Annotated in this window: 22 protein-coding genes; 8 read left to right on the top strand and 14 right to left on the bottom strand. The window is 72.0% G+C overall.

The window, feature by feature from the left end:
* The first annotated feature begins 8 nt into the window (after positions 1 to 8).
* On the top strand, positions 9 to 1,505 hold the full coding sequence (locus AC4BG9_RS16330) for a gamma-glutamyltransferase (RefSeq protein ID WP_490572175.1): 1,497 nt from the start codon (positions 9 to 11) through the stop codon (positions 1,503 to 1,505).
* Here the strand turns inward: AC4BG9_RS16330 and AC4BG9_RS16325 are convergent.
* On the bottom strand, positions 1,485 to 2,231 hold the full coding sequence (locus tag AC4BG9_RS16325) for a DapH/DapD/GlmU-related protein (protein WP_490572174.1): 747 nt from the start codon (positions 2,229 to 2,231) through the stop codon (positions 1,485 to 1,487). The two genes, AC4BG9_RS16330 and AC4BG9_RS16325, sit on opposite strands and share 21 nt — an antisense overlap.
* Before the next feature lie 9 nt (positions 2,232 to 2,240).
* Positions 2,241 to 2,903 (bottom strand): DUF2238 domain-containing protein, encoded by a 663-nt coding sequence (locus tag AC4BG9_RS16320; protein WP_490572173.1) that lies wholly within the window; start codon positions 2,901 to 2,903, stop codon positions 2,241 to 2,243.
* Between the two features lie 70 nt (positions 2,904 to 2,973).
* Here AC4BG9_RS16320 and AC4BG9_RS16315 point away from each other — a divergent pair, with 70 nt between their 5' ends.
* The 4 genes from AC4BG9_RS16315 to AC4BG9_RS16300 all read left to right on the top strand — a co-directional run bounded on the left by AC4BG9_RS16315 (position 2,974) and on the right by AC4BG9_RS16300 (position 7,479).
* Positions 2,974 to 3,600, top strand: coding sequence for a trimeric intracellular cation channel family protein (locus tag AC4BG9_RS16315; protein WP_490572172.1), 627 nt, complete (start codon positions 2,974 to 2,976; stop codon positions 3,598 to 3,600).
* Positions 3,601 to 3,616: 16 nt separating this feature from the next.
* Positions 3,617 to 4,657: a DNA polymerase IV gene (locus AC4BG9_RS16310; protein WP_490572171.1), complete on the top strand. Its 1,041-nt coding sequence runs from the start codon at positions 3,617 to 3,619 to the stop codon at positions 4,655 to 4,657.
* A 95-nt stretch (positions 4,658 to 4,752) separates the two neighbouring features.
* Positions 4,753 to 5,223 carry a hypothetical protein gene (locus AC4BG9_RS16305; RefSeq protein WP_490572170.1) on the top strand — a complete coding sequence of 157 codons (471 nt, stop codon included), beginning with the start codon at positions 4,753 to 4,755 and terminating at the stop codon, positions 5,221 to 5,223.
* 81 nt (positions 5,224 to 5,304) lie between these two features.
* A complete protein-coding gene (locus AC4BG9_RS16300; protein ID WP_490572169.1) occupies positions 5,305 to 7,479 on the top strand; it encodes a DUF5005 domain-containing protein in 2,175 nt (724 codons plus the stop codon).
* A gap of 19 nt (positions 7,480 to 7,498) precedes the next feature.
* Here AC4BG9_RS16300 and AC4BG9_RS16295 read toward each other — a convergent pair whose 3' ends face one another.
* Positions 7,499 to 9,466 carry an ABC transporter ATP-binding protein gene (locus AC4BG9_RS16295; protein ID WP_490572168.1) on the bottom strand — a complete coding sequence of 656 codons (1,968 nt, stop codon included), beginning with the start codon at positions 9,464 to 9,466 and terminating at the stop codon, positions 7,499 to 7,501.
* Positions 9,463 to 11,205: an ABC transporter ATP-binding protein gene (locus AC4BG9_RS16290; RefSeq protein WP_490572167.1), complete on the bottom strand. Its 1,743-nt coding sequence runs from the start codon at positions 11,203 to 11,205 to the stop codon at positions 9,463 to 9,465. Before AC4BG9_RS16290 ends, AC4BG9_RS16295 begins: the two co-directional genes overlap by 4 nt.
* Before the next feature lie 244 nt (positions 11,206 to 11,449).
* Here AC4BG9_RS16290 and AC4BG9_RS16285 point away from each other — a divergent pair, with 244 nt between their 5' ends.
* The 3 genes from AC4BG9_RS16285 to AC4BG9_RS16275 are packed head-to-tail and all read left to right on the top strand — an operon-like array spanning position 11,450 to position 13,894.
* Positions 11,450 to 12,589: an ABC transporter permease gene (locus tag AC4BG9_RS16285; protein WP_490572166.1), complete on the top strand. Its 1,140-nt coding sequence runs from the start codon at positions 11,450 to 11,452 to the stop codon at positions 12,587 to 12,589.
* A complete protein-coding gene (locus AC4BG9_RS16280; RefSeq protein ID WP_490572165.1) occupies positions 12,586 to 13,260 on the top strand; it encodes an ABC transporter ATP-binding protein in 675 nt (224 codons plus the stop codon). The genes AC4BG9_RS16285 and AC4BG9_RS16280 overlap by 4 nt, the downstream gene beginning before the upstream one ends.
* A 28-nt stretch (positions 13,261 to 13,288) precedes the next feature.
* On the top strand, positions 13,289 to 13,894 hold the full coding sequence (locus AC4BG9_RS16275) for a TetR/AcrR family transcriptional regulator (protein WP_490572164.1): 606 nt from the start codon (positions 13,289 to 13,291) through the stop codon (positions 13,892 to 13,894).
* 48 nt (positions 13,895 to 13,942) lie between these two features.
* On the opposite strand, the gene AC4BG9_RS16270 is transcribed toward AC4BG9_RS16275, so the two are convergent.
* The 10 genes from AC4BG9_RS16270 to AC4BG9_RS16225 form a co-directional block, all read right to left on the bottom strand.
* Positions 13,943 to 14,641: a GAF and ANTAR domain-containing protein gene (locus AC4BG9_RS16270; RefSeq protein WP_490572163.1), complete on the bottom strand. Its 699-nt coding sequence runs from the start codon at positions 14,639 to 14,641 to the stop codon at positions 13,943 to 13,945.
* A 196-nt stretch (positions 14,642 to 14,837) separates the two neighbouring features.
* A complete protein-coding gene (locus tag AC4BG9_RS16265; protein ID WP_490572162.1) occupies positions 14,838 to 15,053 on the bottom strand; it encodes an ANTAR domain-containing protein in 216 nt (71 codons plus the stop codon).
* Between the two features lie 203 nt (positions 15,054 to 15,256).
* Positions 15,257 to 16,234 carry an LLM class flavin-dependent oxidoreductase gene (locus AC4BG9_RS16260; protein WP_490572161.1) on the bottom strand — a complete coding sequence of 326 codons (978 nt, stop codon included), beginning with the start codon at positions 16,232 to 16,234 and terminating at the stop codon, positions 15,257 to 15,259.
* 60 nt (positions 16,235 to 16,294) lie between these two features.
* Positions 16,295 to 17,038, bottom strand: coding sequence for an SDR family NAD(P)-dependent oxidoreductase (locus AC4BG9_RS16255; RefSeq protein ID WP_490572160.1), 744 nt, complete (start codon positions 17,036 to 17,038; stop codon positions 16,295 to 16,297).
* Positions 17,039 to 17,088: 50 nt separating this feature from the next.
* Entirely contained in the window at positions 17,089 to 19,158 is a 2,070-nt protein-coding gene (locus AC4BG9_RS16250; protein WP_490572159.1) for a hydantoinase B/oxoprolinase family protein, read from the bottom strand.
* Positions 19,148 to 21,262 (bottom strand): hydantoinase/oxoprolinase family protein, encoded by a 2,115-nt coding sequence (locus tag AC4BG9_RS16245; protein ID WP_490572158.1) that lies wholly within the window; start codon positions 21,260 to 21,262, stop codon positions 19,148 to 19,150. The genes AC4BG9_RS16250 and AC4BG9_RS16245 overlap by 11 nt, the downstream gene beginning before the upstream one ends.
* Entirely contained in the window at positions 21,249 to 21,710 is a 462-nt protein-coding gene (locus tag AC4BG9_RS16240) for a Zn-ribbon domain-containing OB-fold protein (RefSeq protein ID WP_490572157.1), read from the bottom strand. The genes AC4BG9_RS16245 and AC4BG9_RS16240 overlap by 14 nt, the downstream gene beginning before the upstream one ends.
* Before the next feature lie 28 nt (positions 21,711 to 21,738).
* On the bottom strand, positions 21,739 to 22,938 hold the full coding sequence (locus tag AC4BG9_RS16235; protein ID WP_490572156.1) for a thiolase C-terminal domain-containing protein: 1,200 nt from the start codon (positions 22,936 to 22,938) through the stop codon (positions 21,739 to 21,741).
* A gap of 134 nt (positions 22,939 to 23,072) precedes the next feature.
* Complete coding sequence (locus AC4BG9_RS16230) at positions 23,073 to 23,627, bottom strand: nuclear transport factor 2 family protein (protein WP_490572155.1); 555 nt, start codon at positions 23,625 to 23,627, stop codon at positions 23,073 to 23,075.
* A gap of 30 nt (positions 23,628 to 23,657) precedes the next feature.
* Entirely contained in the window at positions 23,658 to 24,959 is a 1,302-nt protein-coding gene (locus AC4BG9_RS16225) for a TRAP transporter substrate-binding protein (RefSeq protein ID WP_490572154.1), read from the bottom strand.
* Between the last annotated feature and the right edge of the window lie 8 nt (positions 24,960 to 24,967).

The following is a 24,967-nucleotide window of genomic DNA, read 5'->3' as shown; positions in this document are numbered from 1 at the left end:
TGCTGCCCATGACCGACGTCGCGATCGCCGCTCCCAACGAGGCCTCGGCCGATGCCGGGGAGCAGGTCGCCCGCCTGGGCGGCAACGCCGTCGACGCGGCCGTGGCCGCCGTCCTGGTCACGATGGTCAACGAGGTCGGGCTCGTCTCTCTCAGCTCGGGCGGGTTCGTCACCGTCCAGCCGCCGGGCGACCGGGCCGCCTACACCGTGGACGGCTGGATGGACATGCCCGGCCGCGGTCTCGACGTTCCCCCGGGCACCGGGACCTGGGACGTCCACAGCCAGTACGGCGGCGGCGTGGACATCACCATCGGGCCCGGCTCCGTGGCCGTCCACGGCGCGGTCCTCGCCCTGGGCGAGGCGCACGCCCGCGAGGGCGCACTTCCTTGGTCCGAGGTGGTCGCCCCGGCAGTGGAGGTCGCCCGCCACGGGTTCCGGCTCGGCGCGGCCTCCCGCTACTACCTGGAGTACGTCCACGAGAGCATCTTCGGCTGGGACCCGGTCAGCGCCGCGACGATCCACGACTCCCAGGGCAACCTCACCACCGACCCGCTGGCCATCCCGGACCTCGTGTCCTCCCTGGAGCTGATCGCCCGCTCCGGCCCGCACGCCCTCAACTCCGGCGAGCTGGGCCAGGCCATCGGCGCCGACGTGCGGGCTCGGGGCGGCCTCCTCGGGCCCGAGGACCTGGCCACCTACCGGCCCCTGACCAGGACCTCGATCCTGCAGCGCACCGGTCCGTGGGTCCTCTCCACGACGCCGTCGCCGTCGGTGGGCGGGGTCTGCGTGGCGGCGATGCTCCGCCTGCTCGACGGTCGGCCGCGCCACGGGTGGGACGAGGACGAGGTGGCCCGGCTGATCCGCGTCCAGCGGGCGGTGCTGGGCCACCGGCACGCCCATCTCGACCGGGCCGAGGACCCCGAGGCCGCCGCGCAGGAGCTCCTGGCCATGCTCGACGGCACCGGTCCGGAGGTGCTCGGCTCGGGTTCCACCGCCCACGTCTCGACCGCCGACAGCGACGGGCGGGCCTGCGCGGTCACCGTGTCGTCGGGCTACTTCTCCGGGATGGTCGGGGAGGGCACCGGCATCTGGCTCAACAACAGCCTCGGCGAGCAGGAGCTCAACGCGCGCGGCCTGCACGCGGCCCCGCCCGGCACCCGTCTCCAGTCCAACATGGCACCGACCGTGGCCAGGCACGACGACGGCTCCGTGCTGGCCGTCGGCTCCCCGGGGGCGAGTCGCATCTCCACCGCCGTGGTGCAGGTGCTGGCCGGGTTCGTGGGCGGGATGGGTCTCCAGGAGGCTGTCCACCACCCGCGGGTGCACGTGCACCGGGCTGGGACGCCCGAGGAGGAGGTCCAGGTCGAGTCGGCCCTGTCCATGTACTACGGCGGGGTCGGCGTGGCCCTCGCCCATCCCGACGGGCGGCTCCAGGCGGCCGCCGACCCGCGGCGCGAGGGCGCAGTGCGTCTGGTGCTCGACTCCTCAGCCGGCGACGGCTCGTAGCCGTTCCCGCAGCTGGGTCCGCGCGGGGTGGCTCTCCTCGAGGGTGTCGAGGGCGGCCGCGACCTCGTCGGCTGAGTGGGCCGGACGCACGTCCTCCGCGTCGCCGGCGGCGACCCAGCCCACGCCGGGCTCGAGCCGTCGCACCACCCGGGCGGGCACCCCGACCACCACGCAGTGGTCGGGCACGATCCCCCGCACCACCGAGCCCGCGCCGACCACCACGTTGCGTCCGATCTCGGTGCCGGGGAGCACGATCGCCCCGTGGCCGATCCAGCTCCCCGACCCGATGCGCACCGGCTGGTGGGCGCCCAGCTGCATGCCGATCGGGGTCTCGGGGTCCTGGTAGCCGTGGGAGGCGTCGGAGACGAACACGTCCTGGCCCAACCACACGTCGTCGCCCAGGACGATCGACTCGTGTGCCGTCAGCGTGGAGCGGGCGCCGACCACGCACCTGTCCCCGATGACCAGCCCCCGCTCGGGACGGCTCGGGTCGTCGGCGGTGTAGCCGACCGAGAGGGTGCAGCCCCGGCCCACCAGGGTCCCCTCCCCGATGTGGACCGACTCCAGCCCCATCAGGGAGCCGGGCGGGAACGCCACGCAGCTGCCCGGGCCCAGGGAGCCGAAGGCGTCGCCCCGGTCGGTCCCCGGGGCGATGGCGCCGTACCACTCGACCAGCTCGTGGGCCCGGTGCAGGGCGCGGTTGACGAGGCGTCGCAGGGAGGTCACCGCGCGAGGTTACCTGCCGGTGACCACGCTGGTGGCCGAACCCAGGGCCGCCGGGTGGGGAGCCGACGGCAGCGCCAGCCCGCGGCGCCACGACCCGTGCACCACCACGGCGCCGACGACGGCCCCGACCACCCCCAGGCCGAGGTCGGCCAGCGTGTCGACGTAGGCGAAGCGACGCTCTTCCGAGCCGCTGATGAAGGCGAAGTACTCCCCGATCTCCCACGCGACCGCCCCGGTCGAGCCGATGGCGAGCGAGCGCTCCAGGCACCGGCCCAGGCTGGTGCCGCGGGGCAGGCTCAGCATCACCGCGGCGGCCCCGATCAGCACCAGGTTGAAGAAGTGCATCCAGTCGTCGAACCAGACGATCTTGTCGTAGAGGTCCAGCCGGTTGCCGAGGACGTCGGAGAAGCAGGTGACGGTGACCAGCAGGTCGGCGAGCCACGGGAACGGCGCCCGGTCGCGCCAGAAGACCCACCACAGCACGGGCACCGTGAAGGCCAGCATCGGGTAGGCGATGGAGCGCGCCTCGGCAGCCTTGCCCTCCAGGTTGGCCCACGCCGGGTCGATCACGGTGAAGGCCAGCATCAGGAGCAGCAGGCCCTTCAGGACCAGGTCGAGCTGCCGGACGACTCCCGTCGGGGACACTGGGCTGGGGTTCGTCTCGACGCTCACGCGGCGCGATGCTACCCGGGCCCGCGCGTCTGGGCGGCATCTCCAGCGGGGCTGGTGCTACACCTGAGCAATGGGCCCCTCACACCTCTTCCTCGCCCTCGAGCTCGGTGGCACCTTCGCCTTCGCCCTCAACGGCGCTCTGATCGCGATCCGGGTGGCCCGGCTCGACCTGGTCGGGGTCCTCACCCTGGGCATGCTCACCGCCCTGGGCGGCGGGATCCTGAGGGACGTGCTGCTCGGCTCGCAGCCGCCGGCCACGTTCCTCGACTGGCGCTACCTGGCGGTGGCGGCGACGGGCAGCCTGATCGCCTTCCTCTTCGGACCGCACCTGGACCGCTTCGTCGGCACGGTCCTGGTGCTGGACGCCGCGGGCCTGAGCCTCTTCGCGGTCACCGGGGCCAGCAAGGCACTGGAGTTCGGCGCGGGGGTGGGCCTGGCCCAGGCGGTCATCCTCGGCGCCGTGACGGCGGTGGGCGGCGGCACGCTGCGCGACGTGCTGCTCGGCCGGGTCCCGGTCGTGCTGCGCAGCGAGCTCTATGCCATCCCCGCGATGGCCGGGGCGCTGGTGGTCGCGCTCGCCGAGCAGGCTGGCCGCTACGGCGCCGTCGCGGCGGTGGCCGGCGCGCTCCTCTGCTTCGCCATCCGGATGGTCGGTGTCCGGTACCAGCTCAACGCCCCCACCCCGCGATGGCACTGAGGGCTACGGTGCCTCCATGGCAGGCGCTGAGTGGGTGCTGCACGTCGACATGGACCAGTTCCTGGCGGCCGTGGAGCTGCTCCGGCGCCCGGAGCTGGCCGGCCTTCCGCTCGTGGTCGGGGGACGTGGCGATCCCACCGAGCGCGCCGTCGTCTCGACCGCCTCCTACGAGGCGCGGCAGTTCGGCATCCGCTCCGGCATGCCGCTGCGCACGGCCCTCGCACGCTGCCCCCAGGCGGTCTTCCTGCCCGTGGACCGCCCCGTCTACGAGGCGGCCTCCGAGACGGTGATGGCGACGCTGCGGGCCCACCCGGGCGCCGTGGTGGAGGTGCTGGGCTGGGACGAGGCGTTCGTGGGCCTGCACACCGACGATCCGGAGGCGGCCGCCCGGCAGCTCCAGGCCGAGGTGCTTGAGGCCACCGGGCTCCACTGCTCGGTCGGCATCGGCGACACCCTGCTCCGCGCCAAGATCGCCACGGACTTCGGCAAGCCGCAGGGGACGTTCCGGCTCACCGAGGAGAACTGGTCCAAGGTGATGGGCGAGCGCCCCACCACCGCGCTGTGGGGCGTGGGACCCCGGATCGCGGCGCGGCTGAAGGCCCTGGGGATCACCACGGTCCACGAGCTCGCCGCCGCGCCGGAGGAGGTCCTGGTGGCGGAGTTCGGCCCGGCCATGGGGCCCCACTACGGTCGTGCGGGCCGTGGGCGCGGGCGCACCCGGGTCGACGACACCCCGTGGGTGCCGCGGGCCCACGGACGGGAGACGACCTACCAGCGAGACCTGGTCTCCCCCGACGAGGTGGGTGCAGCCCTCGCCGCCCTCGCCGCCCAGGTGGTCGCCGACATCCGCAAGGAAGGGCGCCCCTGTGCCCGGGTCGGGCTCAAGGTCAGGTTCGCCCCGTTCTTCACCACCACCCGCGTCCGCAAGCTGGCCGCCCCGACCTACGACGTGGAGACCATCCTCGCGACGGCGCTCGCGCTCCTCCAGGAGCTCCACGACGACCGCCCGATCCGGCTGCTGGGGGTCCGCGCCGAGATGGTGCCGGCCGACTCGTGAGCCATCGGGGCGGCGGGCGGCTCCTGTCCGGCGTGCGGGCCCGGCGACTATGGTCGAGGACAGTCCGTCAGCCCGTCGTCGCTCGAGGAGACACCATGCACCCGACCCACGTCCCGATCAGAGTCGCCACCGGCGCGTTCATCCTCAACTCCGGGATCGGCAAGCTGGGTGCAGACGAGGGCACGGCGCAGTACCTCCACAGCGCCGCCGCCGGCGCCTACCCCCAGGTCTTCGAGGACATGGAGCCCCAGCGCTTCGCCAAGATCCTCGCCTACAGCGAGATCGCCGTGGGAGCCGCGCTGCTGGCCCCGATGGTCCCGGCCACGGTGGCCGGTGCGGCCCTGACCGGCTTCGGCTCCGCCCTGGTGGGCATGTACCTGCGGACGCCGTCGATGACGCTGGACGACGGGATCCGCCCCAGCCCCGACGGCATCGCGGTGGCCAAGGACGTGTGGCTGGTGGGTGCCGGGCTGACCCTGCTCAGCCAGGGAGTGCTGGGCGCGGCCAAGTCCGGGGTGAAGTCGTCACGCCGGGCCGTCCGCAAGGCCGTTCCCTTCACCGACTGATCGTCCGCCCCCGTCGTGGCGGATGCCGGACGACGTGACCGACCGGCCCACGCGGTCCCCGCGCGGGTGCTGGCGCTGTGCGTGGCCCTGCTCCTCGCGCAGGGCGCCGTGGTGGCCCTGCTCCTCGGGCCCGCCGGACCCCGGCTCCACGACGCTCCCCTGTCCATCGTCGCTCCGGGGGTCGTGAGCACCTCCCTGGTGGAGCGGGCCGACGACCTCCCCGGTGCCCCGCTGGCGGGGGTCCCGGCGACGGATCGCGACAAGGCGGTCCGGGACGTGGCCGAGGGCCGCGTGGTCGGTGCCCTGGTGATGGACCTGGCGCACACCGAGGACGAGCTGGTCCTCCACCGCCACCGGGCACCGCAGCTCAACCAGGCCGTCGAGGAGCAGGTCGCGCAGGTGCTGCGGGCCAACGGCCGCACCCTGAGCGTCTCTGAGACCTCGCCCTCCGACGTGAGCCGGACGACGCTGTCCAGGGTCGGCGTCGCCGCCAGCGTGCTCGGCCTGGTGGTCGCCATGGGGATCTACTTGCTCCTCGGCCCCTCGCCGGCGCGGCTGCGCGACGGCGTGCGCCGAGTGGCCGTGCTCGCCGTGGCGAGCCTGCTGCTGGGCACGCTCGCCGCCCAGGTGCTCGGCCCGGTGAGCGGGACGCAGCGGGCGGAGCTGGCCGTGATCCTGGGGGCGGTGATGCTGCTCCCCGCCGTGCTGACCCTGGCGCTCGGCACCCTGCTGGGGCTGGTCGGCATGGCGCTCAGCTTCTCCGCGTTCGTCGTCCTGGCCACGCCGCTGCTCGTCGGCCTGGACCCCTACCTGATGCCCCGGCCGTGGCGGCTGGTCGAGGCCTGGACCCCGTCGGGAGCCACGCGACAAGCGCTGGAGGGGGTGGCCCTCTTCGAGGGCGGCGGGGTGGCGCGCGCCGGGCTGGTGCTGGCCGCCTGGTTCGCGGTGGCCGTCCTCGCCCTGGTGGCGTCCCGTCGGGAGCGGACGCGCGTGGTGGCCACCCCCCAGGCAGGTGTACCGGAGCCGGGCGCCGGCGGCCGCCACCGGCCGCGCCGACCGTCGGTCCCTCGCTCGTGGCGAATGCGGGTCGGGGTCCTCGTCCTTCCCAGCGCCGGGCTGCTGGCGGTGCTGCTCACGCTCGTCACCCCTGGGGACCTCCCGGCGGCGGCACCCGTCGCTGACGGCGCCACCCAGACCCGGTGCGTGGCCACCGGCCGGCTGGACTCGGTCGCCGACCTCAACCGCCTCTCGCGCCAGGTCCGCGGCACCGGGGCTTTCCGGGGAGGCGACGTCGGTGCGAGCGCGGTCCTCCAGGACGGGAGGCGCCTGCTCGTCTTCGGCGACACCCTGCGCCGCGTCGGGGACACCCCCGAGACCTTCGTCCGGAACTCGATGCTGGTGCTCGACGGGGGATGCATCCACGCGGTGCTCCCCGCCGACGGCGGCGCCGTGATCCCGGACCGCCCGGGATCCGGGTCCGGGCTCGGGGACCGGGACGGGGAGAGGGTCGGCTACTGGCCGATGTCGGTCAACGTGAGCCCCCGGCCGGGCTACGACCTGGTCGGCGTTGCCGCCCAGCGGGTCCGCAAGACCGGCACAGGCCCGTTCGACTTCGAGAACCTCGGGGGCGCCGTGGCCGTCTTCGTGGTGGCGCCCGGCCGGCCGCCGCAGCTCGTCTCGGTCACCGACCTCGGCCCGGACCGTGCCGACGTCACCCGGCCGACCTGGGGTGCGGCGTCGGTCGTGCGAGACGGCTGGGCCTACGTCTACGGGACTGCGAGCAGCCCCGAGGACCTCACCTTCGGCTACTCGCTCCGGGTGGCGCGGGTCCGCCCCGACCAGGTCCAGGACCTCGACGCCTGGCGCTACTGGGACGGCGTGGGCTGGTCGGCCGAGGAAAAGGACGCGGTCGAGCTCGTCGGCGCCCAGGGCGGGACATCGCAGACGCTGTCGGTCTTCGAGCGCGACGGCACCTGGTACGCGCTGAGCAAGCGTGACGAGTTCCTGGGCTCCCAGGTCGTGGTGTGGACCGCGCCCCACCCGTGGGGTCCCTTCGACCAGGGCACGGCGGTGGCCGACCTGCCCTCCGACGTCGAGACCGGGCACCTGCGGTACATGCCGCTGGCCCACCCCGACCTGCTGCCCCGCCCCGGCAGCGTGGTCGTGTCCTACAGCCGCAACCGCACCTCGCTCGGGGAGGTGCTGGCCGACCCGATGGAGTACCGCCCGCGCTTCCTGCGGGTACGCCTCCCCTAGGTGTGATGCCTAGGCCCGGTCAGCCGGAGGCGGCCTCGAACTGCGCGCGGTAGAGCCGTTCGTAGGCCCCCCGGGCGGCGATCAGCTCGTCATGGGTGCCCTGCTCGACGATGGCGCCGGCCTCCATCACCAGGATCAGGTCGGCGTCGCGGATGGTGGAGAGCCGGTGGGCGATGACGAACGACGTACGGTCGGTGCGCAGGGCGGCCATCGCCTGCTGGAGGAGCAGCTCGGTCCTGGTGTCGACCGAGGAGGTCGCCTCGTCCAGGATCAGCAGCGCCGGGTCGACGAGGAACGCCCGGGCGATGGTGATCAGCTGCCGCTCGCCCGCCGACAGGTTGGACCCCTCCTCCTCCAGGACGGTGTCGTACCCCTCGGGCAGCGAGTGCACGAAGCGGTCGACGAAGGTGGCCCGGGCCGCCTCCAGCACCTGCGCGTCGTCGGCCTCGGGCCGGCCGTAGGCGATGTTGTCGCGGATCGTGCCCTTGAAGAGCCACGAGTCCTGGAGCACCATCCCGATGCGCCCGCGCAGCTCGGCGCGCGGCAGCCGGGAGATGTCGTGGCCGTCGATGGTGATCCGGCCGCCGTCCAGGTCGTAGAAGCGCATCAACAGGTTGACCAGGGTGGTCTTGCCGGCCCCCGTCGGCCCGACGATCGCCACCGTCTGCCCCGGGCGGGCGATCAGGGAGAGGTGGCGGATGAGCGGCCGCTCGGGGTCGTAGGCGAAGGAGACGTCGGAGAAGACCACCTCACCGCTGGTGATGCTCGCCGGTGACGGCGGCGGGTCGTCAGGCTCCTCCTCGGTGTCGAGGAGCTCGAAGACGCGCTCGGCCGACGCCACGCCGGACTGCAGCAGGTTGGCCATCGAGGCGACCTGGCTCAGCGGCTGGTTGAACTGGCGGGCGTACTGGATGAACGCCTGCACCTCCCCCAGCGTCAGCGTCCCGTTGGCCACGCGCAGTCCGCCCAGCACGGCGATCACCACGTAGAGCATGTTCCCCACGAACATCATCGTCGGCATGATCAGCCCGCTGATGAACTGTGCCCCGAAGCTGACCCGGAACAGCTCCTCGTTCTCCTCGGCGAAGGTCCGCTCGATCTCCTCCTGGCGCCCGAACACCTTCACCAGCGCGTGGCCGGAGAAGGCCTCCTCCACCTGGGCGTTCAGCGCGCCGGTACGCCGCCACTGCGCGACGAACCTGCCCTGGGAGCGCTTCATGATGGCCCGGGTGAGCACCAGCGACAGCGGCACCGAGACCAGGGAGACCAGCGCCAGAGTCGGGGAGATCGCGAACATCATCGCCAGCACCGCGAAGAGCGTCAGGACCGCGGTCAGCAGCTGGCTCATCGTCTGCTGCAGGGTCTGGCTCACGTTGTCGATGTCGTTGGTGACCCGGCTGAGCAGCTCGCCGCGCGAGGATCTGTCGATCGCGGCCAGGGGCAGCCGGTGGATCTTCTCCTCCACCCCGGCACGCATCCGCCGCACGGTCTTCTGCACCACGTCGTTGACCAGGTAGCCCTGGAGCCAGGCCAGCAGCGACGCGGCGGCATAGACGCCCACCGCGATCAGCAGCACCTGGCCGACGGCGCCGAAGTCGACCCCCGCGCCGGGCACCACGCCCTGGCCCCGGATGGCTTCGGGGAGCTCGGACTCGGGGGTGCCGGGCGCGAACCTCTTGCCCAGCACCCCGGTGAAGACCAGGTCCGTGGCGCGGCCCAGGATCCGCGGCCCGGCGGCGGTCATGGCGACCGAGAGGACCGCGAACGCCACCACCAACGACGCGGTCACCCGGTCGGGCCGGAGCAGCCCCACGAGCCGCTTGCCGGACTCGCCGAAGCTCTGGGCCTTCTGACCGACCATGCCGCCGCCGGGCCCGTGACCGTGACCGGGGCCGGGGCCGGCGATCCGCTCGGTCTTCTTCAGTCCCTCGGGGCGGCCGGGTCGTTCCGTGACCCGGCCCAGGGCTCCGTCCGCGGTGCCACTCATGCCAGCGCCCCCTCGTCGGTGCCGAGCTGGGAGGCGACGATCTCCTGGTAGGTGGGGCAGTCGTCCAGGAGCTCGGCGTGGGTGCCCAGGCCGACCACCCGGCCGTCGTCGAGGACGACGATCTGGTCGGCGGTGGTGATCGAGGAGACCCGCTGGGCCACCACGAGGACCGTCGCGTCGCGGGTGACCGGCCGCAGCGCCGCCCTCAGCCGGGCGTCGGTGGCCACGTCGAGCGCGGAGAAGGAGTCGTCGAAGAGGTAGAGCGCGGGACGTCGTACCACCGCGCGGGCGATCGCCAGGCGCTGGCGCTGGCCGCCGGAGAAGTTGGTCCCACCCTGGTCGACGGGGCCGTCCAGCCCTTCGGGGAGGGCCCGCACGAAGTCGTCGGCCTGGGCGATCGCGAGGGCGGCCCACAGTTCCTCGTCGGTCGCGCCGGGGCGGCCGTGCAACAGGTTGCTTCGGACGGTGCCGCTGAACAGCCAGGCCTTCTGGGGCACCAGACCGATCTCGGCCCAGAGCGTCTCCGGCGCCAGCCGGCGTACGTCGTGGCCCCCCACGCGGACCTCCCCGCCGGTGACGTCGACCAGACGGGCCACCAGGTTGACCAGGGTGGTCTTCCCGGAGCCGGTGGAGCCCACCACGGCCACGGTCTGACCGGGGCGTGCCGAGAAGGAGACGGCGTGCAGGACCGGGTCGGCGGCGCCTGGGTAGGCGAAGGAGACGCGTTCCAGGTCCACCCAGCCGCGCCGGGCCGGGTCCAGCGGCAGCGGCTCAGCCGGTGCCGCCAAGGAGGTCTCGGTCCGCAGGACCTCGGTGATCCGGTCGGCGCAGACGGCGGCCCGGGGGATCTGCATCAGCATGAAGGTCGCCATCATCACGCTCATCATGATCAGCATCAGGTAGGACAGGAACGCGATGAGCGAGCCGACCCCGGTCTCGCCGGTGTCGACCCGGTGGCCGCCGAACCAGATCACGGCGACGCTGCCCAGGTTGACCACCCAGATGGTGAGGGGGAACAGCGTGGCCATCCACCGGCCGGCGCGCACGGCCACGTCGGTGAGCTCGTCGTTGGCCAGGGCGAACCGCCGGGTCTCGTAAGGCTCCCGGACGAAGGCGCGCACCACGCGGATGCCGGCGATCTGCTCGCGCAGGATCCTGTTCACCGCGTCGATGCGCACCTGCATCAGACGGAAGCTGGGGACCATGCGGCTGACCACCAGCCCGACCGAGAGGAACAGCGCCGGGACCACGACGGCGAGCAGCCAGCCCAGGCCGGGGTCCTCCCGCAGCGCCATCACGACGCCACCCACCATCATCAGTGGTGAGGTGACCGCGATGATGCACGACATCGCGACGAGCATCTGGACCTGCTGCACGTCGTTGGTGGTCCGGGTGATGAGGGAGGGGGCGCCGAACTGCCCGATCTCGCGGGCGGAGAAGCCACCCACCTGGTGGAAGAGCGCACCGCGCAGGTCGCGTCCCACGCTCATCGCGGTCCGTGCCCCGAACCAGGCGGCGCCGACCGAGCCGATGCCCTGGAGCAGAGCGACCGCGAGCATGGCTCCCCCGGTACGCACGATGTAGCCGGTGTCGCCCGTGGTGACGCCTCGGTCGATGATGTCGGCGTTGAGGCTCGGCAGGTAGAGCGCGGCCAGCACGCCGACCCCCTGGAAGACCACGACGGCCAGCAACGCCCAGCGGTAGGGCCGCAGGCGGTCGCGCAGCAGCTGGATCAGCACACCCGGCCGCCCGCCACGGGGGTGCCGGCACCACCGCGCTCCCCCGTCCGGGAGCGAGACGAGGGCGCGACGCAGCGCAGGGGGCAGAGCGGGGTGAGGATCACGGGACTCCCAGGGGACGGATGGCGACCCACGGCCGCCCGCCCACCGTACCTAAGTGACTCGGTTCATGGAGGCCCTTCCTTGTTTACCGACATCGTGTCGGTATGTTTATCGACATGATGTCGACAACGAGGTGGGTCCCATGAGACCGTCGTTCCTGGCCCTGCGCGAGCTCTCCTTCGCTCGCGGGCGATTCGTCCTGATGGGCTCGGTCGTCGCGCTCATCTCCGTGCTGATGGTGCTGCTCAGCGGCCTGTCCGTCGGACTGGTCAACGACGGGGTCTCGGGGCTGCAGCGCCTCCCCGTGACGTCGCTGGCCTTCCAGCACGACGTGGACGAGAGCTCTGCCTTCTCGCGCAGCGTGATCACCGCCGACACGGTGGACACCTGGGCCGAGCAGCCCGGGGTCACCGAGGCCGCCCCGTTCGGGAACGCCCTGGTCAACGGGCGCACCGACGGCGGCGCGGAGATCGACCTCGCCCTGTTCGGCGTGGAGCTCGGCTCCTTCGTGGACCCCGGGGCCGACGAGGGCCGCCGCCTGGCCGGCGACGGCGAGATCGTGCTCTCCGGCTCGGCGGCCGACGAGGGGGTCGAGATCGGCGACACCGTGATCCTCGAGCCGAGCGGCCAGGAGCTGGAGGTCGTCGGCATCCTCGACGACCAGCACACCTACGGCCACGTGGACGTCGGCTACCTCTCCCTGAAGAGCTGGCAGGAGGCGCGCGCGGGCGTGCGCAGCGGCGACGCGGTGCCGGACCGGGTCTACGACGAGATCACCGCCGTCGCGGTCCGGGCCGACGACGAGGACGCCCTCGACCTCGCGGCCGGTGACGCCGACGCCTCGACCACCTCCATGACCCTGGAGGAGTCCTTCAACGCCTCCCCCGGCTACACCGCCGAGACCTCGACCCTCCAGCTCATCCAGGGGTTCTTGTACGCCATCTCGGCCCTGGTGGTGGGCGCCTTCTTCACCGTCCTGACCATCCAGCGCCGCGGCGAGATCGCGGTTCTGCGGGCCCTCGGCGCCAGCACCGGCTACCTCCTGCGGGAGAGCCTCATCCAGGCGGTCGCCCTGCTCGTCGTCTCCGCCGGTCTCGGGATCGCCGTCGGCGTCGGACTCGGCAGTGCGATCGGCGCCACCGACATGCCCTTCGCCCTGGAGGCGGGCCCCATCGCCGGGGCCGCGGCCCTGCTGCTCGCCCTCGGTGCGGCCGGCGCGGGCGTCGCCGTGCTCAGGATCACCCGGGTCGACCCCCTCACCGCCCTCGGAGGCAACCGATGAACGCCGCACTCACCTTCGCCGACGTCACCCTGACCCTCGGGGACGGCGACGAGACCGTCACCGCCCTCGACCGGGTCAGCCTCACCGTGGCCGCCGGTGAGCTGGTGGGCATCGTCGGCCCCTCCGGGTCCGGCAAGTCCAGCCTGCTCGCCGTCGCCGGCGCCCTGACCGCTCCCACCTCGGGCGAGGTCCGGCTGGGCGACGTCGACCTCGTCGCCGCCAGCCGCAAGGAGCGCGACCGGCTGCGGCGCGACCGGATCGGGTTCGTCTTCCAGAGCACCAACCTGGTCCCGGCGCTGACGGCGCTGGACCAGGTGCGCCTGCCCGGCACCTTCGGCGGGTCCCGGGAGACCCGGGACCCGATGGCGCTGCTGGCCGAGGTGGGCATGGACCACAAGGCGACGCGGCGACCGCACGAGCTCTCCGGGGGTGAGCGTCAGCGGGTCGGCATCGCCCGGGCCCTGAGCACCCGTCCCGACCTCCTGCTGGTCGACGAGCCCACCGCGGCGCTCGACCGGCGACGGAGCCAGGAGGTCGTCGGCCTGCTGGCCCGTGAGACCCACGAGCACGGGGTCGGGACCCTGATGGTCACCCATGACCAGGACGTCCTGCACCACTGCGACCGGGTCTATGAAATGCTCGACGGCAGACTGGGGCCGGCGGCGCTCTGACCCGCCCGGTCGAAGAGGGGAGGCCCGCATGCCGAGGATCGACGCACCCACCATCGCCGAGCACCACGCCCGGCGGCGGCAGGCGCTGGTCTCCGCCGCCCGGGCTCTCCTCTCCGAGACCGGTCAAGCGCCCTCCATCGCCGCCGTCGGCCTGCGGGCCGGGGTGGCGAGGAGCAGCGTCTACCAGTACTTCACCTCCGCCGACGCCCTGCTGGAAGCGGTGGTCGCCGAGGTCTTCCCCGACTGGTCCCAGCGGGTCCAGGACCGGGTCGACGCGGCGGCCACCCCCGGCGAGAAGGTCTGGGCCTACGTCGAGGCCACCTGGGACCTGATGACCGGGAGCGAGCAGTCCGTCGCCCGTGCCCTCGCCGGCGTGGTGGACCCGCAGGTCCTGCACGGTCCGATGGAGAGGTTCCACGAGCAGCTCCAGGTCCCGCTGCGCGAGGCCCTGGCCGCGCTCGGCGAGGCGGAGCCGGCCGCGATGGCCGACCTCGTCCAGGCGATGATCGTGCAGGCGGCCCGCGACGCCCGGCCGGACGCCGACGACTTCTCCTGCGCCGTTCCGGAACCGGGGAAGCAGGCGGCCCTCGGTCGCCTCCGGCGGGTCCTCGCCGGCTACCTCGCCCTGCCCTGAGGGCGGACCGGACGCGGGACGACCCAGGCATCGCCCACCGGGTCCGGTCTAGTCGGAGGAGTCGACGCCGGTGCTGCGAGTGATCACGCGCGCGGCCTCGGCCTCGGTGATGCCTGCCCGGAGGGCGACCTCGCGGAGCCTTGCCCGAGCCGCCGCCGGACCCACGCCGTGACGGCCCATCAGGATCCCCACGGCGACCTCGACCTCCGGGGAGCCGTGTCGCGTGGGCGTGCAGCTCTCGGCCAGGCGGCGGGTCTCGAAGGGGAGGTCGGCGTTGCGCACGACCGCCTCGGCCGAGGCTCCCAGCGCCTCCGCGAGAGCCTCGTGCCGGCCTTCGAACGCCGTGGGGGTCGAGGCGTAGAGGCTGACGTTTCCCACGACCTCGCCCTGGTCGAGGATCGGCAGCGACAGGGTCGAGGCGACCCCCGCCGCCGCACCCGCCTGGGCGTCGTCGAGCCAGCGCTCCTCGTCGAAGAGGTCCCCGCCGGCCGCGCCCTGGCCGCTCTCAGCGTCATCGCGGCACGGCGCCCGGTCAGGATCCCGGCTGTCCTCGGCCGCCACCGTCTCCTCGTTGGCCACCAGGGTGAAGGTGACGCCCTCGGAGACCAGACCCACGCTCATCCCGACGCACTCGGGCACGATCGCCTCGGCCCGTCGCGCCGCGCCCAGGAGGGCGAGCGCCAAGCCCACCTGATGGTTCCGCGCCATGTCGCGCAGCACCGCGGCCGTCTCCGGCACTGGCTCCATACCCCACCCCTGTCGTCCGCTCGGACGCTCCGTACCCCGCCGTCCGAGGGGGTATGCCGGACGCACCGGCCACCAGACGTCCCACCAGCCCCGGCAGGCTCGTGGGCGCCCCTGGAGGACCCGGACGACCCGGACGACCCGGGCGACCCGGGCGACCGGGTCGGCGGGCTGCTCACCCGGGTCGGGCTGTGAGCGTCTAGCTCTCGAGCTTCTTGGCGTACCGCTCGTCGGTGCTCTCGACGACCTCCTGGGCCACGTCGCGCAGCTTGATGTTGCCGTGCTGGGAGGCGCGCACCAGGAACTGGAAGGCACGGTCGGAGGGGATCTGGTAGCGCTCGACGATGATCCCGATGGCCTGGCCGATCACCTTGCGGGTGGCGATGGCCTGGTTCAGCTGGTCCTCGACGCGCACCCGCCCCAGCGCGATGGCCGCATGGGTGGCGAACAGCTCGGCGAGGTGGACGGAGCGGGATCGATCGTCTCCGAGTCGGTGGAGTAGAGGTTCAGGCCGCCGAGGGTCTCCTCCTCGGAGTAGACGACGTCGGTCTCATCAGCTGGCTCGCCCTGGGCGTCCCCCATGCAGGACCGTCCCGCGCCGCCAGCGACGCGACGGACTCACGCGTCCAGTTCGCGCATGAGGCCGGGCAGCTCCCGGGTCCAGAGGTCCACGTGCCGGTCGGCCAGCTCGTGGGGCAACCCCAAGAGGGAGGCCCACGTGAAGACGGTGTCCACCGGCATTGCGCGGAAGTGGTCGGTCAGCAGCTCCGCGGCTTCCTCCACGCTAGCGATGACGAGTCCGCGGGAAGCGCCGCCCAGGCCGGCAGCCAACGCGGCATCGACGTCGGTCGACGTTGGGCGTGGGGCGCGGTCGGGGCCTGGCTGGGCCGCGTCGTAGGTGTCCCAGAGACGCTGGTAGGCCCGAGCCACGACGTCTCGATCACGCGCGGGCGCATCGGTGAGGAAGACGTTCACGGCACCGGACATCCGTCCGACCCGCTCGACGTCGTGTCCTCCCTCGACGAGACCCGCACGGTAGTGCTCCCAGAGATCTCGCCTGACGCTGAGGAGAGGAGACCCCTCCCGTCCAGCACGACGGACACCCACCGGGCCCCCGCAGCCGAGCCACAAGGGGACCTCGCGTTGGACCGGAGGTGGTGTCACACCACCCGAGGAGAGGGCGGAGCGGATCGCGTCCCTGGCCGCGAAGAGTGAACGCAGCGGCGCCGTCGGCGGGGACATCCCGAACATGGCGAACTCCGCGGCACGCGATCCTCCCCCGAGTCCCAGGTCGAGCCGCCCGTCGCTGAGGTTGTCGACGACGGCGGCTTCCTCAGCCACCTGCTGCGGATGCCGCAGCAGCGCCAGCAGGACCGCCGTACCGATGCGCACGTGCCGCGTGCGTGCCGCGACGGCGGCCGCGAAGGTGAGCGGCTGGGGAAGGTAGCCGTCCGGGTAGCCGTGGTGCTCCGACAACCAGACCGAGGATGCCTCCGTCTCGTCGACTCGCTCGCACAGGGCGAGTGCCCGCTCGTAGACGGAGGCCCACGGTTGCTCCTCGGAGCCCCGCAGGTCGAGGTAGATTCCCAGATTCATGTCGACCCGGTCGACGACGACCGGTGCTCACCTCCCCCAGCACCCACGGCTTGCGGACACTCAGATGTAGAAGCCGCCGTTGACGCAGATGTTCTGCCCGGTCATGAAGCGGGCGCCGTCGCTGACGAGGAACGTGATGACGGGCGCGATGTCGACGTCGGGGTCCCCGAACTCACCGCCGAGCGGCACGCGCTCCCGCAGCCTCTCGAAGTAGACGACCCGCTCCTCCTCGGTGAGGTTGCGGCGGTACTCGTCCACCATCGGCGTCGATGCGGTGGGGTGCAGCACGTTCGCGCGGATGCCGAAGCGCGCCCACTCCACCGCGATGGTGCGCGTCCACGCCATCACCGCTCCCTTGGAGGCGGCATAGGCGGCCCGGTCCGGGAGCGCCGTCAGGGCCGCCGAGGAGGCGAAGTTGGTGATGCTGCTCCGCTCCCCCTTCTGCAGGTGCGGAAGGGCGGCGCGGTTGGTCAGCATCGTGCCCCGGGCGTTGACGTTCATCACCTTGTCCCAGTCCTCGTCGCTGAGGTCCTCGGCCGGGCCCTGGGCGAACGCGCCGGCGGCGTGCACGAGTGCGTCCAGGCCACCGAGCCCGTTGGCGGCCTCGTCGACCACCGAGAAGACCTCATCACGGTTCGTGACGTCACAGGTCAGGAACCGCTGTCCGGTCTCCTGCGCGACCTGCTGCCCGAGCTCCTCCGCGACGTCCAGGGAGACCACGGAGGCTCCTGCTCCAGCAAGCGAGCGGACGCAGGCTGCGCCCAGTCCGCTGGCTCCCCCGACGACGATGACCTTCTTGTCCATGGTTCTCCTTGCGCGTTCGGTGGGTGTCTCGGGATACGTGCCGGAGCCGGTCAGTCGACGCTGACCCAGCGCCGAGGACTGGACTCGAAGCTCCGGTCGTACCCGGCCAGCGCCACCTCCGTGTGCAGCGCGTGGCCCGTGGCCGGGTCGAGGTACTGACGGGTCTCGACGCCCTCGTTGACCGTGGTGACCAGCACCGGGCACCCCTCGGTCCAGTGGTCGGGTGCGTGGGCCAGGACGGCCTGGGAGCGGGTGCTGACCGCGACGCGGCCGCGCTGCTCCACCCCGGGCGCGATGGGGAGCGCGGGCGTGCGCATGAGCTCCTCGGGGTCGACCGGCGCCGGCGGCACCGCGGCGGGGCGGGCGTGGGCCAGTCGCTGGCTCAGGAGCACCTGTCGGTAATCGGTCGTCCCGTCGTTGACGTCGACGCCGTAGACGTCCAGCGCGTCCTCGGGGGTGATGAGTCCCGCCTCGACGTCCTCGAGGACAGCAGACACCTCGCGGTCCAGCGGATCACCCCAACCACCGCCTCCGGCGGCCCTCACCGAGTAGCTGTGCCCCTCCGGGATGGTGAAACCCTGCTCGTTGCTGCCGATCGGCGTGACCGTGCCGTCCGGGTGGTGCAGCTCGAGACTCGCGGGACGGCCGGGCGCCCCACCCGCGGTACCGACCATCGGCACGTAGCCGTGCCCGCCGATCGTCGCGCCGGTGACGAGCGGCGAACCGGCGATGGCGAACTCCAGGTCCACCCCACGGCCACCGCGGAACTGACCGGCGCCGGAGGCGTCGGCCGAGCGGCGCCGGTACAGGAACCGGATCGGGTACCAGGACTCGCTGACCTCCACGTCGTTGGCCTGGATCGGGGACTTGCGACCGACGAGGTTGAAGTTGAAGTCGGTGCCGTCCCGATCGTGCCCGGCCGGCGAGCCGTTGCCCGACCCGTCGACCATGATCCAGGAGTCGGTGCGTCCGGAGTCGACCTTCCCCGAGAAGGTCACCACGGAGTTCGCCGACATCGTCTGCGAGCTGGACAGGAACTCCCTGCTCGGGCTGTCCGGGGACGCCGCCACAGCGGCGTGGAACGTCCGGAGTGCGGCTTCGCTGGCGTCGTGCGAGGCGGGCATGTGTGCGGCACCCACGGGAGCAGGGTGCAGGCAGTTCAGCAGGCTGCCCTCCGGGCAGTGCACCTCGATCGCGTCGTAGAACCCCTGGTTCAGGGGCAGGTCACGGCCGATCAGTCGCTGCAGCTCGACGCCGATCTTGCCCTTGACGATGTACGCCTTCGAGTTGAAGAAGTGGTCCGTCTGGGGGGCGGTGCCGGTGAAGTCGAACCGGATCGAGCCTCCCTGCACGGTGGTCGTGCAGGGGATCGGGAAGCGCTCCTCGTTCCACTCGGCCCAGCCGGTGGAGCGGTAGACGCCGTCCTCGAGCAGCTCGAGCTCGGCGCGCAGGGCCTCCTCCGTGCGCCGGTTGAGCTGGTCGAAGCCGTCGCGAAGCGCCTCGGGGCCCATCTGCTCCGCCAGCTCCTTGAGCTTGGCCGCGCCGACGTCGACCCCGGCGACCAGGCCGCGGATGTCCATCTCGACCAGGTCGGCCATCCGCACGTTGTTCAGCAGGATGTTCCACGTGTCGCGGCGTTCCACACCGGCCGCCAGCAGCTTGACCGCGGGCAGTCGCATGGCCTCCTGGAAGCAGTCCGTGGCACCAGGGGCGAACGAGCCGGGCTGCATGCCGCCGACGTCGACCAGGTGCGCGGAGTTCGCCAGCCACGCGACCAGCTGACCGCGGGCGAAGACCGGCTTCATGATGAAGGCGTCCTGGGCGTGCAGCCCACCACCACGGTGCGGGTCGTTGGCGAAGAAGACGTCCCCGTCCTCGATGTCGTCGCCGTGCTCGATGAAGACGCCGGCGACGGCGTTGGTGGCCGCGAAGAAGTGGTTCGCGATGTGCCCGCCACCGGTCACGAGACCGCCCCGGGCGTCGAGCAGGGTGCAGGAGTAGTCACCTCCCTCCACCACGAGCGGGCTCACCGCTGTGCGCTGGATGGTCGCAGCACCCTCACCGCAGAAGGCGTCGAGCTGGTGCCGCAGGACCTCGAGTGCAATGTTGTCAAGAGACATCGGAGTTCACTTCCAGTCGCAGGGAGCGGCGCTCGCTCACCGTGAGCGTCGCGCCGCGGGGGACGAACACGGTGGTGTCGACGTCGTCGGCCAGGGCCGGGCCCTGGATCCGGTCGCCGGGCACCAGGGAGGGGGTCCGGTAGCACGGGATCTGCTCGCCACCGTCGCGGTCGAGGTAGACCGTGCGGTACGACGACGCTTCGGGGGCGCCACCGCTGGAGGTCGCGGCGTCGCGCGGGAACGTGGCCCGGGGCAGCCGCCCGGTCGCGACGGCCCGCAGGAAGGTGACCTCCAGCTGGGCGTTGCGGCCGATCGCGCCCACGCCGTAGCGGGCGCCGTACTGCTCGAGGAACACCTTCCGGATGGTCTCGACGTCGAACGTCGTCCCGTCCACCGGGACCGAGACCTCCGAGGTCTGCCGGAAGAACCGGACGCCCACGTCGAAGGAGACCGCACGGTCCTCCTCCGGCACGCCGTCACCACCGACGTCCTCGAACACCGCGTCACCGAGCCGCTTCAGCTCCGCGGCGATCCCCTCGGTGTCAGCGCGCTCCAGCAGCACGTCCGCGGACTTGATCCGTTGACGCCGGACGTCGGCCGAGGCCGCGCCGAACGCCGACAGCACCGAGGCCGCGGGGGGCACGATGACCTGCGGGATGTTGGTCTGCAGCGCGATGCTCCCGGTGAACAGGCCACCGCTGCCGCCGTAGGAGATCAGGGACAGCCCGCGGGGGTCGAGGCCGCTGGACCCCGCGTGCAGCCGGGTCGCCTTGACCATCTCGGCCAGGGCGATCTCGCGAATGCCCCAGGCGGTCTCCTCCGCGGAGAGGCCCAGCTTCTCCCCCAGCGTCGCGCAGGCCTTCAGGGCCGCGTCGCGGTCCAGGGTCCCGCCCACGAAGCTGGTGGGGTCGATGTATCCCAGGACGACGAGCGCATCGGTGATCGTCGCGTCCGTGCCGCCGTTGCCGTAGCAGGCCGGTCCGGGCTTCGCCCGCGCCGAGCGCGGTCCCACCCGCAGCAGACCGCGACCGTCGACCCAGGCGATGGACCCGCCGCCGGACCCGATCGAGAGGGTGTCCACCCGGGGCTGCGCGAGGATCATCCCGTGCAGCTCGCCGCGCTCGGAGCGCTGCGGCTGACCACCGGTGATCACGGCGAGGTCGAAGCTGGTGCCGCCCATGTCGCCGCAGATCGCCTCGGTGATGCCTTCGTCGGCGCACACCTCGGCGGCGGCCATCACCCCGGCCGCGGGGCCGGAGGCCACCAGCACGACCGGCGAGCGACGCGCCTCCGCGAGGGTCACCGTGCCGCCGCTGGTCTGCAGCAGCAGCAGCGGCACCCGCAGGCCGGAGTCGGCCAGCTCGTGCGCCAGGGCCTCGATCCCGTCCAGGGACTTGCTGATGACGGCGTTGAGCACCGCCACCAGGCTGCGCTCGTACTCCCGGATGCTCGGGTGCAGCTCCACGCCGCTGAACACGGGCAGGTCTGGGAACTCGCGGCGGACGAACTCCACGACCGCGAGCTCGTTCTGCGGGTTCTTGAACGACCACAGGAACGAGACGGCCAGGGCCTCGATCTGGTGGTTCTCCACAAGATCGGTGACCGCGGCACGCACGGCCTCGAGGTCCACCGGGACGAGCACGTCCCCGTGGCGATCGGTCCGTTCCTCGATGCCGACCACGGCCGACCGCTCGATCGGGCTCCACGGCGGGACCAGCCAGCCGTCGATCGAGACCCGCCGGGACCGCGCCATCGAGATGGTGTCCTCGAACCCCACCGTCGTGAGCAGCCCCGCGGGGACCCCCTGCTTCTCGACCAGGGCGTTGGTCACCGCGGTGGTCCCGAGGCCGAACCGCTCCACCCGGGCGAGGAACTCGTCCAGGGGCAGCCCGACCTGCTCCGCCACCAGCCGACAGGCGCCCAGGACACCACGACCGAAGTTGGCGGGGTCCGTCGGCGACTTCGCCCGCCACAAGGACTCCCCGTCACCGCAGGCAAGGTCGGTGAACGTCCCGCCCACGTCGATACCGATCGAGAACCCACCCGACCCCGACACGCCACTGGCGTCCATCACGAACTCCTTGCTCTCGTCATTCACAGTCATGGACGAATCCGTACACAGTCGCTCCGTCGAGCGCGTCCAGCAGGACGGCCCGGACCGGCGTACCGGGCTTCAACGCCTCGTTGCACCGGCAGATGATCCGGCCGGGGAGGCGCACGCCCGCCTCCATCTCCACCGAGCCCGTCAGGTACGGCGTCATCCGCCGCCAGGGCTCGGGCAGGCTCACTCCGCTGGCCGGGAGGTTCCCGATCGACTCGTGGGCCCGCACTGCCACGTCCACGGTGCCTCGCGGCTCGATGGGCTCCCACGCGTAGACGTCGCTCAGGCACTCGTGGCAGTGCGTCGAGAGCGGGAACCGGAGGGTCTGGCACTCACCGCACCGCTGGAGGGAGAGGTGACCGCGCTGCAGCGACTCCCAGAAGCCAGCGGTGTCGGGGTGGACGTTCGGTGCGCTGCCCGGAGCCGCGGCCACGCGCTCCAACACAGGCACCTCAGTGAGGCTCTCGCCGTCAGCCATCTCAGTTCGTCCTCTCGTTCGTGAACACCAGGGCGTCGCCCCAGGCGGCCCCCCACTGGAGGACCTTCGCGTCCTGGATCTGGCGTGCGCCGGCCTCGCCGCGCAGCTGCCTGACCATCTCGATCATGTGCCCGTAGCCGTACATGTGCCCCTCGGCCAGGCTTCCCCCCGAGGTGTTCATCGGCAGGGGCGAGTCCAGCCCGATCCCCTTCTCGCGGACGTAGGCGGCCGCCTCGCCGGCGCCGCAGTAGCCCCAGCGCTCCAGCGCCATCCAGATCATCTGCGAGTACGGGTCGTAGGTGTAGAGCCCGTCGACGTCCTCGCGGGTGATGCCTGCCATCCGGAACGCCGGGAAGGTGTCGGGCGCGACGTAGTCGTACCTCGAGCTCACACCAGCACCCATGCCGGGCCGGGAGAAGAAGGCGTAGCCGTCGCGTGAGGACTGGATCCCCTGGGCCCCGGTGAGGTGCACCATCGGGCGTCCCAGGTCGGCCGCCCGCTCCGGCGTCGTGACCAGGAGGCAGGTGGAGCCCTCGACCATCTGGCAGATGTCGGACTCGCGCAGCGACCCGATCAGCTCCGGCTCCGCCAGGTACTGCTCGACGGTGAGCGCCTTGTCACGCAGCAGCGCCTTGGGGTTGTCCGCGGCCATGCGACGCAGGGTCACCGGGATCTCGGCCATGTCCTCGACGGTCGCTCCGTAGCGGTCCATGTACTGCTGGAGCGCCAGGGCGGCACCGGCGGTAGCGCCGGGAGACCCGTGCACCGTCCAGTTGGCGTACGGGCCTCCGCCGTCGCGGAACGCCTCGTCCACGGCACCCAGGGAGGTCGCCATCTGCGGCAGGTGGCGGTAGTAGCCGGTCCCGGTCGTGAAGCTGTTCACCACGGCCACGACCTCGGCCACACCCGTCGTCACAGCCATCGCAGCCTGCTGGACCGCCGTGGCGGTCCAGCGTCCGTGCGTCCACAGCTGGCTGACCCAGGACAGGTCCAGTCCCGCCGCCACGACGAACTCGTCGTAGTCGACGCCGCGCCAGGCACCCCAGTTGGTGACCAGGCCATCGACGTCGGCCTTGGTCAGGTTCGCGTCACCGAGGGCGGACCGGAACGACTCGAACTGCAGCCGCAGCGGGCTGCGGGCCGCATCGGGGCCGATCACGTCGCTGGTACCCACACCCACGACACAGGCGTTCAAGCTCATCCAGGTTTCCTCTCGCCATCTTCCGGCTCATCGTCGTCAGATGGGCCGGCGCCAAGACTAACTAGACAACTAACTATTCTTTCTGTCAAGGGTCCCCCTCCCTCCAGACCGCCCCGACCCCGGTGCGCGTCAGATCACCACGCGGCGTCGTAGATCGGGTCGTCCGGGTACAGGCCCCCGCGAGGCGCGCTCTCCGGCATCCCGCCAAGGATCCCGTCGTAGTCGTCGGAGGAGGGGAACTCTGCGACGTGGTCGTGGATCACCAGCCTCCGCAGCACCTTCCACTCCCCACCGCGACGTTCACACAGGTCCCGGTAGCGACCACCCAGGATCTTCGTCGTCCCGCCGCGGGTCACCATCACGAAGGTGAAGGCGGTCTCGCGCTTGGCCTGCTCTCCGTCCAGCTCCACCAGGACATTGGTGATGTAGTGGTGGGAGCGGTGCCGGGACGTCTTCTGGTTCCGGTGGGCCCATTCGCAGAACTCGTGGGCCGATCCGACGAACGCCCCGTGGTTGTCCGTCGCCTCCGGCCAGAAGGTGGACTTCATCAGGTCGAGGTCCTTGCGGTCCTGGCCGCGGCAGTAGAGGGCGATGTTCTCGTACAGCTCCTGCTTCGCCACCAGCTCGGACAGGACGCTGCCCGCGACCCCGGCGTCCGGGGTGGTCGACTGACGCTGCTCTGAACTCATCTCGGGTCCCTTCGTCGGGTGGTTGGGTCGCTACTCAGGCCGGTGGGCGGCCAGCACGTCCTGAGCCACGCGATCGAAGAACGGCTCGAGATCAGGCATCTCGCTCTCGACCCACGCAGGGAACTCGTCCCAGGTCACGTCCTGGGAGTAGCCCAGCTCCTCGATGACTCCGCGCCACGTGTCGAGGGCCTGTCGAGCGTCGTCGATCAACGCCTGACCATCGACGGCCGACGATCGCTGAGCGATCTCGGCCAGCTTGGCCTCCTGGTGGTCTCGCAGCGCCCCGAGGTCGTCGGTCTCCCAGAGGTGGAGCTCCACGCCCTCCTCCTGCGCGACGGTGAGGGCCTCGGCGGCCGCCCGGAACTGGGTCTCACCGCTGTAGCCGACCAGGAAGTCCTCGAGCCGGTCGACCAGCAGCTGCTGGGCCGCCAGCGGCAGGCTCTCCCACGTCTCCAGGCTCATGTCGAAGGCAGCCGGAGCCGCCGTCAGGGATGCGGTGTCGCTGAAGGTCAGGTGGTCGCCGACCTCGAGGAGGCCGGCCACGAGCTGCCCGACGATCGGTGTCGCGTCGCAGTCCGTCACGCCACGCTGCATCGCGTCGTACGCCTCCCCGAACGGCACGTCCACAGGGGTGAACCCGAGCGCCTTGACCTCGTCGGCCGCGCCGGACCCGCCCGACGCGCGGATCGTCCTGCCCTCGGCGTCCGAGGTGGACGTGACCGGCTCGTCCTTGCACAGGATCACCGGACTGATCTCCGGGAGCAGGGGGAGCAACGGCTTCAGCCCCCGCTCCTCGTGCTCCGCACGCAGGTCGTCGCGCGCGGAGAGCGCGACCGCGGAGCTCAGGAGCTCCAGGCTTCCCGCGACCGGGGACGGCTCGTGAAGGAAGAACGTCTCCTGCGTCGCCGCGGCGACCGGGAAGGAGTCCAGCACCGCGCCGTAGCTCCAGACACCCATGTCGAGGAGCCCGTCCTCCATCGCCTGCGCCACCTCCGTGATGGGTGCCACGGCACCGGAGTAGCTCACGTCGAAGGTGATCTTCCCACCCGACCAGTCCTCGACCGCTTCGACGTAATTCTCCACCGCCACTGAGTGGGACCGGTTCGGGGGCTGGTTGGAGCTGATCCTCAGCTCGACCGGTTCCATGTCCGCCAGGGCCTCGACGAACGCCTCCTTCGAGGCCCCCGCGGGCACGGACTCCCCCGCCCCACCGGCCTCGGACGAACCGCCACATCCGGCAAGGAGCATCCCCAGCACGGAGCCGGAGGCCGCGAAGGCGTAGCCGCGAGCCCTCGCCCGGCCGGCCTGGGTTCGTTTCGTGATCTGTCGCATCTGTTCTT

This window comes from Nocardioides sp. Z40_12 (genome assembly GCF_058215795.1).
The sequence above is the reverse complement of the archived record's forward strand: the minus strand, read 5'-3'. Positions and strand labels throughout refer to the sequence as shown.

Coding starts and splice junctions, on each gene's coding strand:
- AC4BG9_RS16280 (WP_490572165.1), top strand. CDS start 12,586: ATGAACGCCGCACTCACCTTCGCCGACGTCACCCTGACCCTCGGGGAC.
- AC4BG9_RS16330 (WP_490572175.1), top strand. CDS start 9: ATGACCGACGTCGCGATCGCCGCTCCCAACGAGGCCTCGGCCGATGCC.
- AC4BG9_RS16315 (WP_490572172.1), top strand. CDS start 2,974: ATGGGCCCCTCACACCTCTTCCTCGCCCTCGAGCTCGGTGGCACCTTC.
- AC4BG9_RS16230 (WP_490572155.1), bottom strand. CDS start 23,627: ATGAGTTCAGAGCAGCGTCAGTCGACCACCCCGGACGCCGGGGTCGCG.
- AC4BG9_RS16235 (WP_490572156.1), bottom strand. CDS start 22,938: ATGAGCTTGAACGCCTGTGTCGTGGGTGTGGGTACCAGCGACGTGATC.
- AC4BG9_RS16275 (WP_490572164.1), top strand. CDS start 13,289: ATGCCGAGGATCGACGCACCCACCATCGCCGAGCACCACGCCCGGCGG.
- AC4BG9_RS16260 (WP_490572161.1), bottom strand. CDS start 16,234: ATGAATCTGGGAATCTACCTCGACCTGCGGGGCTCCGAGGAGCAACCG.
- AC4BG9_RS16225 (WP_490572154.1), bottom strand. CDS start 24,959: ATGCGACAGATCACGAAACGAACCCAGGCCGGCCGGGCGAGGGCTCGC.
- AC4BG9_RS16285 (WP_490572166.1), top strand. CDS start 11,450: ATGAGACCGTCGTTCCTGGCCCTGCGCGAGCTCTCCTTCGCTCGCGGG.
- AC4BG9_RS16255 (WP_490572160.1), bottom strand. CDS start 17,038: ATGGACAAGAAGGTCATCGTCGTCGGGGGAGCCAGCGGACTGGGCGCA.
- AC4BG9_RS16270 (WP_490572163.1), bottom strand. CDS start 14,641: ATGGAGCCAGTGCCGGAGACGGCCGCGGTGCTGCGCGACATGGCGCGG.
- AC4BG9_RS16295 (WP_490572168.1), bottom strand. CDS start 9,466: ATGAGTGGCACCGCGGACGGAGCCCTGGGCCGGGTCACGGAACGACCC.
- AC4BG9_RS16310 (WP_490572171.1), top strand. CDS start 3,617: ATGGCAGGCGCTGAGTGGGTGCTGCACGTCGACATGGACCAGTTCCTG.
- AC4BG9_RS16305 (WP_490572170.1), top strand. CDS start 4,753: ATGCACCCGACCCACGTCCCGATCAGAGTCGCCACCGGCGCGTTCATC.
- AC4BG9_RS16245 (WP_490572158.1), bottom strand. CDS start 21,262: ATGACTGTGAATGACGAGAGCAAGGAGTTCGTGATGGACGCCAGTGGC.
- AC4BG9_RS16250 (WP_490572159.1), bottom strand. CDS start 19,158: ATGTCTCTTGACAACATTGCACTCGAGGTCCTGCGGCACCAGCTCGAC.